Annotated in this window: 11 protein-coding genes and 1 tRNA gene; 5 read left to right on the top strand and 7 right to left on the bottom strand. The window is 39.3% G+C overall.

The window, feature by feature from the left end:
- Positions 1-2: 2 nt before the first annotated feature.
- Entirely contained in the window at positions 3-1,022 is a 1,020-nt protein-coding gene (locus ACMUMK_RS05985; protein WP_414700201.1) for a 1-aminocyclopropane-1-carboxylate deaminase, read from the top strand.
- A 137-nt stretch (positions 1,023-1,159) separates the two neighbouring features.
- On the opposite strand, the gene ACMUMK_RS05980 is transcribed toward ACMUMK_RS05985, so the two are convergent.
- Positions 1,160-2,287: an FAD-dependent oxidoreductase gene (locus tag ACMUMK_RS05980; protein ID WP_414700200.1), complete on the bottom strand. Its 1,128-nt coding sequence runs from the start codon at positions 2,285-2,287 to the stop codon at positions 1,160-1,162.
- A gap of 235 nt (positions 2,288-2,522) precedes the next feature.
- Between ACMUMK_RS05980 and ACMUMK_RS05975 the strand changes: the two genes are divergently transcribed.
- Together ACMUMK_RS05975 and ACMUMK_RS05970 are read left to right on the top strand one after the other, a co-directional pair.
- On the top strand, positions 2,523-4,058 hold the full coding sequence (locus ACMUMK_RS05975) for a Na+/H+ antiporter NhaC family protein (RefSeq protein ID WP_414700199.1): 1,536 nt from the start codon (positions 2,523-2,525) through the stop codon (positions 4,056-4,058).
- Between the two features lie 196 nt (positions 4,059-4,254).
- On the top strand, positions 4,255-5,319 hold the full coding sequence (locus ACMUMK_RS05970) for an ABC transporter substrate-binding protein (protein WP_414700198.1): 1,065 nt from the start codon (positions 4,255-4,257) through the stop codon (positions 5,317-5,319).
- Positions 5,320-5,391: 72 nt separating this feature from the next.
- Here the strand turns inward: ACMUMK_RS05970 and ACMUMK_RS05965 are convergent, their stop codons facing one another.
- The 5 genes from ACMUMK_RS05965 to ahpC form a co-directional block, all read right to left on the bottom strand.
- Positions 5,392-6,567: a mandelate racemase/muconate lactonizing enzyme family protein gene (locus ACMUMK_RS05965; RefSeq protein ID WP_414700197.1), complete on the bottom strand. Its 1,176-nt coding sequence runs from the start codon at positions 6,565-6,567 to the stop codon at positions 5,392-5,394.
- 50 nt (positions 6,568-6,617) lie between these two features.
- Positions 6,618-7,385: a class II aldolase/adducin family protein gene (locus ACMUMK_RS05960; RefSeq protein WP_414700196.1), complete on the bottom strand. Its 768-nt coding sequence runs from the start codon at positions 7,383-7,385 to the stop codon at positions 6,618-6,620.
- 124 nt (positions 7,386-7,509) lie between these two features.
- Complete coding sequence (locus tag ACMUMK_RS05955; protein WP_414700195.1) at positions 7,510-8,337, bottom strand: phytanoyl-CoA dioxygenase family protein; 828 nt, start codon at positions 8,335-8,337, stop codon at positions 7,510-7,512.
- Between the two features lie 166 nt (positions 8,338-8,503).
- The gene (ahpF, locus tag ACMUMK_RS05950) at positions 8,504-10,069 is read right to left on the bottom strand and encodes an alkyl hydroperoxide reductase subunit F (RefSeq protein ID WP_414700194.1); all 1,566 of its coding nucleotides are present in this window, start codon (positions 10,067-10,069) and stop codon (positions 8,504-8,506) included.
- Positions 10,070-10,341: 272 nt separating this feature from the next.
- On the bottom strand, positions 10,342-10,905 hold the full coding sequence (gene ahpC, locus ACMUMK_RS05945; protein ID WP_414700193.1) for an alkyl hydroperoxide reductase subunit C: 564 nt from the start codon (positions 10,903-10,905) through the stop codon (positions 10,342-10,344).
- A gap of 348 nt (positions 10,906-11,253) precedes the next feature.
- On the opposite strand from ahpC, the gene ACMUMK_RS05940 reads away from it, so the two are divergent.
- Together ACMUMK_RS05940 and ACMUMK_RS05935 are read left to right on the top strand one after the other, a co-directional pair.
- Entirely contained in the window at positions 11,254-12,156 is a 903-nt protein-coding gene (locus ACMUMK_RS05940; RefSeq protein WP_414700192.1) for a LysR substrate-binding domain-containing protein, read from the top strand.
- A 443-nt stretch (positions 12,157-12,599) separates the two neighbouring features.
- Entirely contained in the window at positions 12,600-13,277 is a 678-nt protein-coding gene (locus tag ACMUMK_RS05935) for a hypothetical protein (RefSeq protein WP_414700191.1), read from the top strand.
- A 135-nt stretch (positions 13,278-13,412) separates the two neighbouring features.
- Here ACMUMK_RS05935 and ACMUMK_RS05930 read toward each other — a convergent pair.
- Positions 13,413-13,488 (bottom strand) — tRNA-Glu (locus ACMUMK_RS05930).
- Between the last annotated feature and the right edge of the window lie 270 nt (positions 13,489-13,758).

Here is a 13,758-nt window from a genome sequence, read left to right as displayed (position 1 = left end):
CTATGAGCCTTTTAGAGAAATTTGAACGATACCCACTTACATTTGGTGTAACCCCTATCGAGCACTTACCACGACTAACAGAGGCTTTAGGTGGCAAAGTAGAGATTTATGCTAAGCGAGAAGACTGTAATTCTGGCCTAGCCATGGGTGGTAATAAACTACGCAAGCTTGAGTATATAGTGCCTGACGCCATCGCCTCTGGCGCTGATACTTTAGTTTCAATCGGTGGCGTGCAGTCTAACCATACACGTATGGTGGCAGCGACCGCAGCTAAAATTGGTATGAAATGTCGCTTAGTTCAAGAAAGCTGGGTACCCCATGACGATGCAGTATATGACCGAGTTGGTAATATATTAATGACGCGTTTAATGGGCGCGGACTCTCGTATAGTCGATGATGGCTTTGATATTGGTATTCGAGATAGCTGGGAAAAAGCAATGCAAGATGTACGTGACAATGGCGGTAAACCTTATGGTATTCCTGCAGGCGCTTCGGTACACAAGTTTGGAGCCTTAGGCTATGTTGGATTTGCAGAAGAAGTCCGTGCACAAGAAGCAGAGCTTGGATTCAAGTTTGATTATATTGTGGTCTGTGCGGTAACAGGCTCAACCCAAGGCGGCATGATAGTAGGCTTTAAAGCTGATGGCCGTGCTAATCGCGTAATAGGTATTGATGCATCTGGCACAATCGAGCAAACCCGAGCACAAGTCACTGACATTGCCCGTAAAACCGCTGCCTTAATCGAGTTAGGCCAAGAAATTACCGATGAAGATATTCATATCAACCCTGACTATGCCTACCCTGCGTACGGCGTACCTAGCCAGGAAACAAATGAAGCAATTCGTTTAGCTGCACAAACCGAAGCTATGATCACAGATCCGGTCTACGAGGGAAAATCTATGCAAGGTATGATTGATTTAGTCCACAAGGGCTTTTTCCCTGAAGGCTCAAAAGTACTATACGCCCACTTAGGCGGAGCACCTGCATTAAATGGATACAGCTACACTTACCGCAACGGTTAATATTAAGTATTTGATAACCTAATAACTAAATGCCAAAGGCCATTGATGTACCCCATCGATGGCCTTTTAACTTTTTCAATCCTTTGGATTAGCTTATGATCGCTAGCCCTTTGAAATCCCAGTTAGCTTTTGGCAACTTACCCTAATCCAGCAAAAAATTGCTGACTTTCCTTAAGAATCCTTTCTGTTTCTTCTGGGTCTGGCTCTGTTGACCAATCGTCAAGGCCAAAGGTGCCCCCCAAAATCATGTAGTCATTGCGAGAGAACATATAAAGCGAGCCTGTACCGCCACCAACAGTGAGATAATCCACAGCAGGATCCGGTGGCAGTAATATCAATTGCCCTTTCGCTGGAGTGATCCCTTTATCTCCAAATAGTGAACGTGAACCCAACCCAGTGCAATTAAATACAACCGGCTCAGGTAGTGTGTGTAACTCTTCCTGGCCTTTAAAATCACGTATCACAAACTCACCACCCGCTAATCGCACATCCCGAATTAAGCTACGTAAAAACGTTGTTGTTTCTACCAGCATGGTGGCTGATACAGTGCAATACTTAGTGGGAAACGGATGTGCATTTGGCCCATAAGTCTCTCGGTAGGGGTAATATTGGCTAAAAGGTGAGTCATTTTTTGGCTTTTCATCACTGGCTGTATATAACTCCATCCACTGAATACCGTAATCATCTCCCACCATCCTAGCGAAAGTTTCGTGGGCAATTTTTGCAGCTAACTGTAATTGCTGCTTAAAAGCATCTGTTGAGACTTTAGGATCATGCACACTATAAGGCCCCCACTCACCTCCAGCTACTTGAGATGTGGTATGTCTTGCCATTTCGCGGGTATAGATAGTGACTTTCCATCCAGCTTCTTGTAATAGTCTTGCGGTAGTTAACCCCATAACGCCACCGCCTAGGATAGCAGCATGTTTGTTTTGTTGATTGTTAACTTCATTTACTGCTAAGGCCGAAGAGCCCCAAGATAGGGTAATTCCCCCTCCACCATGTCCATAGTTGTGCACTAGAATTTTTTCACCAAACGACTCACTGCGAACCACAAACCCTTCAGCCCGAAAAGGCCTATGACCTACTACTTGGGTAACAATATTGTTTTTATCAATTTTTGGAGCAACCAAAGGTTTTCGTGAAAATGGTCGCTCAAAGCTAGGTTTTGCTGGCGTTTGAGCACAACCAATTAAAGAAGCTGAAGCCATACCCGCCCCTATTCCTTGTATAAACTGCCTACGTTTAATATCCCGTTGAAACATGGTTAACCCTCTATTTTTATTATATTTTTACCTAGCCAGTAATTTTTGAATAACTAGATCTTTATGCTTGTAGATTTTGAAGCAAAGCCCTTACCAAAAATGCTAATGCACCCCAAGTTTCAGTTAATAGCAAAAAGAAAAAAACTAATGGACCTGTGGTGATATCATTGCCAAATCGACACAAATTTTTTCTAGATATAGTTCATTATTACTCCCAAAGTAAGGATTTTATACTTTGACTTCACCTGACATCAGCTCCATCTTACCCATAGTGTTCACCCTAGTTTTATCACTTTATACGCGAAACGTAGTGATAGGTCTTTTTACGGGCGTCATAACTGCAGTGGTCATGCTCAATGGATTTAATCCGTTAACTGTACTATCAGAGTTGGTAAAAACCCACCTAGTGGGAACTATTACAGATAGCTACAATGCAGGGGTTATAGTGTTAATGGTTTTCATAGGAGGTTTTGTGGCCTTAATGGAAAAGTCAGGTGGTGGCCCGGCGTTTGCGACAAATATTATGAAGTGGATAAACAGCCGCGCTCGCGCACAAATGGCAGCTTGGTTTGGGGGGATTTTTATATTCTACTCTGATCTTGGTACGCCATTAATTGTTGGGCCAGTATTTCGACCATTATTTGATAAGTTAAATATATCTCGACAAAAACTAGCTTTTATTATTGACTCTACAGCTTCTCCTGTTGCGATATTAGTCCCTTTTATTGGTTGGGGAATTTACATTATGGGCCTTATGCAGAAAGAGTTTGACAGTGCAGAGCAGTCATTGTCTGCATGGAGTGCCTTCATTCACACTATCCCATTTCAATTTTATGCGATTTTAGCCATCTTCATTGTGCCGCTACTTGTATGGCGAAATAAAGACTTTGGACCTATGGCGGCAGCTGAACAAAACTGCTTACCAAAACATGTTAATTCATCAGACTCAATCTCTAATGGCGCTCTACATAAAAAACCAACTCCAAAACCAAGTGAGGAAGCTCCATTAATTCAGCCATTTACCCACGCAAATGCCCGTGCGTCATTTGTATTTATTCCCTTAGCAGTCATGGCAATTGTTTTGGCTATGATGTTAGTGCCAATGGGCTTCCCTTTTAAAAGTGTTCCTGGCTCTGCCTTTAGGGCGGCATTAAGTAGTGCCTACTTTTTAGCTGCATTGTCACTTATAGGACTCATGGCTTGGTACAAGGTACGTAGCGTCAATACTAGTATCACCATGTATTTAAATGGAATGAGTAACATGATGCAGGTAGCCATTATACTGACCCTAGCATGGACTCTCAGCTCCCTTGGTAAAGAGCTAGGTACTGCACAATATATCGCTGAGCAGGCTCAGCGTGGCTTTCCATATTGGCTACTTCCTGCAGTCGCATTTATATTTTCTGGCATTATTTCTTTTGCAACAGGCTCCTCCTGGGGAACCTTTGCAATAATGCTACCTTTAGTTATCCCTACAGCATTTGCTATTGATGCGCCTTTATTTGTGAGTATGGGCGCAGTTTTGTCTGGTGGGTTATTTGGAGATCATTGCTCTCCTATATCAGAAACCACAATATTATCGGCAACCGGTTCAAACTGTAATCAATTTGAGCATTTCAGAACACAATTACCCTACGCCTTGTTAAACGGCGCAGTTGCCTTATCCAGTTTTATTGCTGCGGGGATTTATCAACATAGTGGTATTTTTCTCGTGGCATTAACGATTCAATTTCTGCTCATTGTTTACATAACAAAGAACAAATATCATTAAAATTACTAAGGGAAATAAAGAGAAACCACACTTAATTAAAGTAGCAGCAGTCAAAGCTCACTATTTTAGCAGTTACTCGACTTTCTGATTTGTAATCAAATAAAATAAACTGGTACAGTGGCACAAATAGGCCAATTAATTACCCAGCTTTAGTTTATTAATATGACAAACAATAAGCTCACTAAATAGATTATTGATGAAACACATTAAAATATTAATCAGCGTACTCATAATGCTAGTCTCCCAGCAAGTATACGCAACCACTATCACCATGGTCATTCCTGATAAACAAGGCTGGGTATTTTGGGAGTTAGTTAACCAAGTCAGTGAGGCAGTAGCCAAGAGCTTAGATGTTGAATTAAAAATTGTAACAGGGGGCGAAGACAGGTTTGCGACCCTAGCGATAATTGAAAAAATCACCTCAAGTAAAACAAAACCAGATTACTTAATTTTTCGCCCTTTCAACGGTAATGCGATTACTATTTTTGATAAAATTGAGGCAAGTGGTATTAAGTTCGTAACTTTAGAAAGTGTCGTATACGGTGACGAAGCTTTAACAATACAAAGACCAAAACAAAAATATAAACACTGGATTGGTGAGGTTGCTTTTGACAATGTCAAAGGTGGAAAATTACTATTGGATACCCTAATAAAAGAACACCATGCAAATACCCCCGAGCGCCCAGCATCAATTATTGGGTTAGGCGGTGATTTTGCCAGTTTATCCACATCCAGACATCTAGTATTAACTGAGCTTGAGCAATTAAATGACAAGCGCCTAAATCAAATATTTCCCACCTATTGGGACCCAACCTATATTACTGATAACTTTGCCTTGATGATGAATCGTTACCCCGATGCCAATGTTTTTTGGTGTGCAAGTGATGAGCTAGCACTAGAGGTACTCAAGCAAAGCCAACTATTGTTTAAGAAACCAAAAGTAATAGGTGGATTTGATTGGCTTCCAGAAGTATTAGAAACAATCAAAACAGGGCAGCTTACAGCTTCGATGGGTGGTCATTTTTTAATGGGCGCAATTGCGATTACCAATATCGTAGATTATGAACATGGCATAGATAGATTTGCATCTCACACTAGCCCTTATGAGTTTGAACTTATCACTAAACTCAATGTTCAGCCTCATTTAGATTTTATGAAGCAACAAAAATGGCTAGACGTTGATTTTAAGCAATTCTCGGCGTATCGAGCTGGAAAAACGCCCCCTCCACTAACAATACAGAACATACTTAAAACCTTATAAAGTAAAACGCCCTAGTGCCACGGCTCCTAGGGCATGATTTAGTATGACTAATCTAGCATTTTAACTAGTGTGTTACTTCACTTCCATATTAGGGGAGCGATACACCAACTCATCGTTTAATTCGATACCTATGCCTGGTGTTTCTGATACCTCAAAAAAGCCATTCACAGGTTGCGGATCTTGAATACATAGCTCACGGTTCCATTCTTTAATGGCATAGGTATGGTGTTCATGAATTAAAAAATTTGGAATGGCGGTTTCTAAATGTAAACTCGCCGCTGTAGCAACTGGGCCACCACAAACATGGGCTTGTACTCGAATATCGTAAACATCTGCATAGTCGCAAACTTTCTTAGTCTCGGTAAATCCACCACATAAGCCCACATCAGGCTGTAGCACGTCTATACTTTGGTCTTCAAAATAAGGTCGTACATCCCAACGATGATAAAGCCTTTCTCCACCAGCTATAGGGACACGGACATTTTCAGCTACTTTTTTGTGTACTGCTGAGTTCAGATAGTTTACTGGCTCTTCGTACATCATACAGCCAACTTCTTCAATAACTTCACCCATTTGAATAGCAGAAGCAGCCCCCATTAAGGAGTGTGATTCAAAAATAATATCAACGTCTGTACCTACCGCGCTGCGGATAGCCCTTAACCTATCCCCAAATAATCTCATTTGAGGTTTAGTAAATAACTTAGTGCGATCAAAAGAAGAGTTGCCATCTTTATCATAAACTATAGGGTCAACTTTAACGGCATCATAGCCTTCTGCTACCGCTTTAAGTGCAGCTTCTGCATATTGTTCTGGCTGGGTAAGCTTAGTGCACTCTTTGTCCCAATCAAATTGTAATTGGCTGGCGTAGGTTCTTAACTTGCCATTAGTTTTACCACCAAGTAATTGATAAACAGGAACACCAAAGGCCTTACCTTTTATATCCCAAAGGGCTGTATCTATTGCACTCATTGCTGAATATAAAACAGGGCCGCCTCCTAATCCCCAGAAACTCTCTCGTAACATCCGAGTCCAGAGTAATTCTGTATTCATTGGGTCAAAACCAATTAACATAGCTTCGGCTATTTCTTTAATCATATGAGCCGCAGCACTATGTCCTAAGTCATAAGCGAGGCCTGCTTCACCAACACCAGAGATACCTTCATCTGTATGAATACGTATAAACACTGGGTTCCAAGGTGGCCGCTTAGGGCAGTGAATGTCGAAAATTTCAACACGGGTAATTTTCATTTATAAGTCCTGTTTTAACGCTTTAATAAATTGAACAAGGAGTAATTTAGTTACTCGCAAAAAGAAGGGTCAAGTTTATAAACCCGCCTTAACATAGCAGGCCAAGCTTTCTGGCCACCGGTTTCACCACTGTGGACAACATTAGCTTGCTGTTGAATTCCGTCCACAATTTCTTGAGGTATTTCAATTACTGGTTGCCCACTTTGCAATAAATCCATTTGAATTTCGCAGGCACGTTGTAAGTCATAAAAACGCATAAACGCATCACCTACTGTTGGCCCTAACGTAAGCCCCCCATGATTATGCAGCAACATGTGGTTAGTGGAACCTAAGTCAGATTGTAACCTTTGCTTTTCTTCTGCATTAACAGCTAAGCCTTCGTAGCCATGATAGCTAAGTGACGCCAAAGAAAACATTGCATATTGACTCCAAGGCTTTAACCCTCCACGAACCGTAGCTACACCAATAGTGGCTTTAGTGTGCAGATGAATCACACACTGGGCGTCGTGGCGTACTTCATGGATGGCACTATGGATAGTAAAACCAGCGGGATTAATAGTATAAGGAGACCCATCTAGGATATTTCCATGCAAGTCTACCTTCACTAAGTTAGAGGCAGTAACTTCATCAAAGGTTAGCCCAAATGCATTTACTAAGTAATGGTCAGTATTTGGAACTCGAGCTGATATGTGAGTATAAATTAAATCTCCCCAACGATGCTCTGCCACTAAACGGTAACATGCTGCTAAGTCTACCCTGACTTGCCATTCTTCAGCTGACACCTTGTCTTTTAAACTAAATTTTTCTAGTTGAAACACTAAGCCTCCTACCGACTCAACCTTTACTGCTAATACTTACTCTATCTTACAGGATTTACATCTAGTTTTAGACTCAAAACGTAACCACTTATATCCTTAGATTATTTATTACCGAATATAGAAATCACAGACAGCTAGGCTTAGCTTGTAACCAGTTCTCTGTAGCATACTCAGTGTTACCACATGTGATGTGTAAGGTATAAGCATGCCTTGATTTATTAGAGATATTTGGGGCACTAAAATGGGGTAACTCTCCGTTAAATACGACTAAGGATCCTTTTTTAACCTCTAAAGGTTTAGCACAACTATCTTCTGGCCAAGGCATGTCATGCAATTGCTTTAACTCGGTTTTATCATCTGGATATCGAACAAATACTTCTTTAAGCGGTATCGGATCACCTCCAGATTGAACCTGCAAACAGCCATTTTCGATAGTGGCATCTTCTACAGCAAACCAAAATGTAATAACAGAAATGGGAGCCGTTAAAAAGTAAGTCGCATCTTGATGCCAACGGATCACCCCACCAATTTTAGGCTGTTTAAAAATATACATTGATTGATGAATTTGAGGCTTCTGTTGTCCTAAATCCATAGCAATGTTTTTGATAGTTTCGTTGTGGCTAAAGTCTCTAAACTCTGGTGAAAGCGTGTGTAGAGCGTGGCCAATTTTATTAATACTTAAAGATTTAGCTTGTTTCAATTCTCCTTTTTCATCAAAAGCATCTTCTTCAAAAAAACATCTGACTTTGTCGCCAGAAGACAAAAAGTAATCATCTCTGGTTTTAGTTTGATCTTGGGTAGAAAACACCGAACGGGTGGAGTTTGGATCAAAGTCGTCCACTATTTTCAATGCGGCTTGTTTTAAAGTTTCCATTTGACTTGCTGAGAAACATTCTTCTAAAACGAGATAGCCGGTTTCTTGATAGGCAGCTTTTTGGGTATTGGTTAACATGCTTGAACGCTCATTAGCTTATAAAAACAGGCAAGCAAGATGTACGATATGGAAGGAAAATTCAAGGAAACTGCGCATGAAAGCGCATAATTTGCGTTATTTACTTATAAACCGAACAACTTAAAACACCTGAGCAAGCTCAGGTGTTTTAATAGTATCAATGAAATTAACTTTCTCTGATGATGTAATCAAAGGCTGATAGCGAAGCTTTAGCGCCCTCACCCATAGCAATAACAATCTGCTTATAAGGAACCGTTGACACATCACCCGCTGCAAATATACCAGGAGTGCTGGTGTGACATTTCTCATCAATAATGATTTCACCGTGCTTAGTTCTATCAACTACTCCGTCTAAGAAGTCACTGTTTGGTACTAAACCTATTTGCACAAAAATACCCGATAAAGCTTGTTCTTTTACTTCACCTGTTACTCTGTCTTCATAGGCAAGGGCAACCACTTTACCATCTTTTGCAATCACTTCTTTTGTTGCAACATTTTTGATGATTGTAATTTTGTCATGTGCTTCTGCTTTGTCTACCAATACCTTGTCAGCTTTTAGGTCCGGTAAAAACTCAAAAACAGTAACATGATCAACCATTCCAGCTAAGTCTAAGGCAGCTTCAATTCCCGAGTTACCACCACCAACAACAGCGACGTCTTTGCCTTTAAAGAATGGACCATCACAGTGAGGGCAATATGCAACGCCAGAACCTACGTTCTCTTTCTCTCCAGGAATGCCTAATTCTCTCCACTTAGCACCAGTAGCAATAATGACAGTTTTCGATTCTATTACTTCACCACTAGACAAGTACAAGGTTTTTGGGCCTTTGCTGTTATCTGCATTTTGCTCAATCTTATCGACACGTAAAAACTCTTTAATGTTAATGTCGTAATCACTCATGTGAGCTTGCATATTACCTGTTAACTCGGTACCAGTTGTTTTGGGAACAGAGATTAGATTTTCAATGCCAACTGTATCTTTCACTTGGCCACCAATTCGGTCTGCAATCATAGTCACGTTCAAACCTTTACGAGCGGCATAAATAGCAGATGCCACACCAGCTGGACCAGCACCAATTACAGTAACATCTTGTAAAGGTAACTTTTCAGAGCTACTTGCATTAAGGATATAAGGGAAACGCTCAATAAGTTTATCGACCAATTGTGCAGTATCTATTTTACCGTTAGCGAATAACTCACCATTTAAGTACACACTTGGTACACCCTGAATATTGCGCTCTTCAATCAAGTCTTGAAACAAACCGCCGTCGATCATTTCTGAACTAACTTGTTCGTTTAACAAAGCGAACTGATTTAACGATTGCACTACATCAGGACAATTGTGGCAGCTCAGAGAAATAAACACCTCAAAGTGTAACTTATCTTGGATTTTTTCAATCATGCCTCTTAAGGTTTTATCAAGCTTAAGCTCTGTGCCTGATGATTGTAGAATCGCTAAAATAAGTGAGTTAAATTCGTGACCACTTGGAATGCCAGAAAAATGAATACCGTTATTTTTACCTTCTACTTCTAAATAAAAAGTAATAGGGCTGCGTAGGCTTTCGTCACGCTCGACTAACTCAAGGTTGTCAGATACTGAACACAATTGAGTTAAAAACTCTTTTAATTCAGCACGTTTTTCTTGTTCACCAGTTTGTAAAACCAGTGAAACTTTATTCGTCATATTTTGAGTATAAGATTTTAGTGCATTTAAAATATCGTTACTTAACATAGTTTTACCCTTTGATTTAATTGATGAAAGCATGTTTGCTTTCGATGTGGTTATATTAAGGAAAGGTCTTTGATTAATAAAATTAATAAAATCTAAGTTAATATTCTAAAATACTGAACGTTTTATTGGATTGTAAAATAGTAGCTCTGTTACTTTTAGCGCTTCTACGTTTTGGACTGATATCGCTAATTAATTCTGGGCAAAAAAAAGCGAGTTAATAACATTCGTTATTAACTCGCTTTTATAGGGGTTTAAAACTTATTTCGTTAGGCTTAGATTTTACCAACTAAATCTAGGCTTGGTGTTAATGTAGCTTCACCTTGTTCCCAAGCAGCTGGACATACTTCACCGTCATTTTCACGAACATATTGTGCAGCTTTAACATTACGAACCATGTCTTTAGCACTACGGCCGATACCACCAGCATGAATGTGTGCAACTTGGATAACGCCATCAGGATCCGCTAAGAAAGTACCACGGTGTGCCATGTGATCTTCTTCAATCATTACATCAAAACCACGAGTGATTGTACCTGTTTGGTCACCAATCATTGGAAATTGAATTTTACCAATTGCATCTGAAGAATCATGCCATGCTTTGTGAGAGAAATGAGTATCTGTAGATACTGCATACACTTCAACACCTAGCTTTTGTAGCTCTTCATACTGATTAGCCATGTCTTCTAGTTCAGTAGGACATACAAATGTAAAGTCTGCTGGGTAGAATAAGAAAATTGACCATTTACCTTTTACGCTTTCTGATGTTACTTCAACAAATTCGCCGTTATGGAATGCTTGCGCTGTGAATTCTGGTATAGTTTTGCCGATTTGAGCCATTTGTATTTCCTCGTTTATTTAGAATGTAACTTCTATTATTTAATTAAGTTTCAAAAGCCTGTTTGCTTTCGATGGATGTATATTAGGTGGAAATTATATATTGGTAAATTTGGTTAAATTGATTTTTACATTCTAAAAAACAGAATCACAAATAACTCACCAGCTCCCTAAGCTCTAATAAACACTGGCACCCCTATTTAATTACATATCTATCTACTAGGGACTCTGTATAAAAACATAAACTCCATCTCCTAAAACTAGGACAGCAGTATAAATAATAAAGACTAGTTAATCCTAAAATACTGGTTAAAATTACTATAATGTTCAATAAAACAAATAATCAGAAGTATGATCTCACTTAAACAAATTAATTACGCATTAGCAGTCGAAAAAACCTTACATTTCAAAAAAGCGGCCGAAATGTGCAATGTCTCCCAATCGGCACTGAGTACCGCAATTAATGAGTTTGAGAAACAGCTCGGCTTCTCTGTTTTTGAACGTAATAATAAACACGTATTAGTCACAGGAGATGGCCAAGCCATACTTAATAAAGCTAAAAAGGTTAAATTGGAAGTTGATGAACTAGTCGCACTTTCACAAAGTAATAAACAGCCTTTCGCTAGCCCGATGACAATAGGGGTTATTCCTACCATAGGCCCATATTTGCTACCAAAAGTCCTACCAGAAGTCCGCAAGCAATACCCAGATTTCAAATTAAAAATTCAAGAAGACCAATCCCATATACTTGTTGAAAAAGTCCGTACTGGAGAAATAGACGTAGCTATCTTGGCCTTACCCTATCCAATTGATGGCTTAATGGGCTTTGACTTTTGGCAAGAAGATTTCTATTGGGTTTGTCACAAGGATGAAAGTCCTAATAAAATAAATGAGATTACTAGTGAAGAGCTAGAAATAGATAAATTAATGCTGCTCAAAGATGGCCATTGCTTAAAAGAGCATGCCTTAGCCGCGTGCAGTTTACAAAACAAAAAACAAGATACAGACTTTGATTCTGCAAGCTTACATACCTTAATTCAAATGGTTGCAGGTAAACTAGGCACCACACTTGTACCTCAAATGGCCTTAGACCAGTTGACTCACAATGAATCTGAACTCACCGCTATCCATTTAAATGAACCTGGGCCCCACAGAACTATATCTTTAGTCATTCGCCCTAACTACGTTAGAACCAAAGAACTAACATTGCTCAAAGATATATTTAGGCAACAATTAATTGAAAAATGCAGCTAAATCCATTTTTTAGAATGAGATAATAAAAACAATCAATTATACTAAACATAAAATGGCGTGCACTATGGTTTTGTCTTAACTCAACCAGGTATTTAACATGAAAAATTTATTAAGCAGAATAGCCGCAAGTTTCAGTGTATCTAGAACTAAACAAGAAGTTTTACAGTGTAATTATTTAAACAACTACTATGGTGATCAATATTGCCAGAAAAAGTAATCCCATATCATTGCACTCTATTCTTAAAGCCGTCTAACCTGACGGCTTTTTTATAATTATGCTTTTCACCAATTTTTTGTAAATTTCGCTAACCTTTTACGCTTTCCATCAGTCTAAATATTCCTAATTAAAAAAAACATTTATTTTTCATAACGTTATACTTATGGCATAAGCTCTGCTTAGTCTTGCTAAACATTTATCTAACCGGTAAACAACAAGGAATACCATGAACAAATCTCGTTTAACCTTAGCTACTATTTTAATTCCCATCATGCTCTGCACATCTAGCTGTATCATCCATGTAAATGCCCAAGGAGAGCAACAGGATAAGAGCAGTGTTTTTGGCGGCTTCAGCATATCTAAAGAGCGTCAAGTGGGTGATTTATCTTCAATCAATGGTGGTATCACATTGCAAGATGAAGTTATCGCTAAAGACGTCAGCACAGTGAATGGCGGTATCAAAATCGGCAAAAATGTAGAAGTCTCCGCACTATCCACAGTAAATGGCAATATTAAATCTGCCGAAGGCTTAACAGTTCAAGGTGAGGTAAGCACGGTAAATGGCAATATTGAAATACAAAAAAATAGTCAGATTAATAACCAGGTATCCACAGTAAACGGAGATATTACTCTGACCACTTCAGTGGTTAATGGAGATATTGAAACTACAAACGGTGATATATCTCTTAAATTAGCAACAAAAATAGCTGGAGATATCATTGTTAAATCTACAAACAATAGTTGGTGGGATTCAGAAGACAATCATAACAATAGCCAAACGCCAACCTTAAAGATAGATAGCAGCTCTACAGTAGAAGGCAAAATAATATTAGAAAGAGAAGTTAACTTACAAATAGAGAGTGCTGAGTTGCTCAATAAAGTAGAACATAACTACACAAAATAACCTCTAATCAGCAAGGTCTAAAAGTGAGATATGGCACCCTTGGGCTAGCGAGTGTGCTGAAATAGACAAAGAGTAATAATTCGTTGTAAAAAATCAATAAAAAAGCCGCTTAATTACTTAAGCGGCTTTGATATATGGCGTCCCCAAGGGGATTCGAACCCCTGTTACCGCCGTGAAAGGGCGGTGTCCTAGGCCTCTAGACGATGGGGACAAAAAATCTTCTTTGCAAAGTACACTTTGCAGATTTTTTGTCAGGTGAAGTGAGCCAGCGAACTGAGCGACCTCATCCAACATAGAAACTTCGCATACGAAACATGTTTCGATAAGTTTTTGTATGGCAAGATGATCCTGCGAATCTCGCGACCTAACTTTTGATGCTCTACAAAAACGAAACTTCTATCAAACTTTTTATTAACTGGCCTAGGTGGTAGTTAATATTCCTTGTTGTCAAACTTGAGTTTAATCATTTAACTCAATAAAT

The sequence above is a fragment of the Paraglaciecola sp. 2405UD69-4 genome (assembly GCF_047525415.1).
Lineage (GTDB): Bacteria > Pseudomonadota > Gammaproteobacteria > Enterobacterales > Alteromonadaceae > Paraglaciecola.
This window is presented reverse-complemented; position numbering and strand designations above follow the sequence as displayed.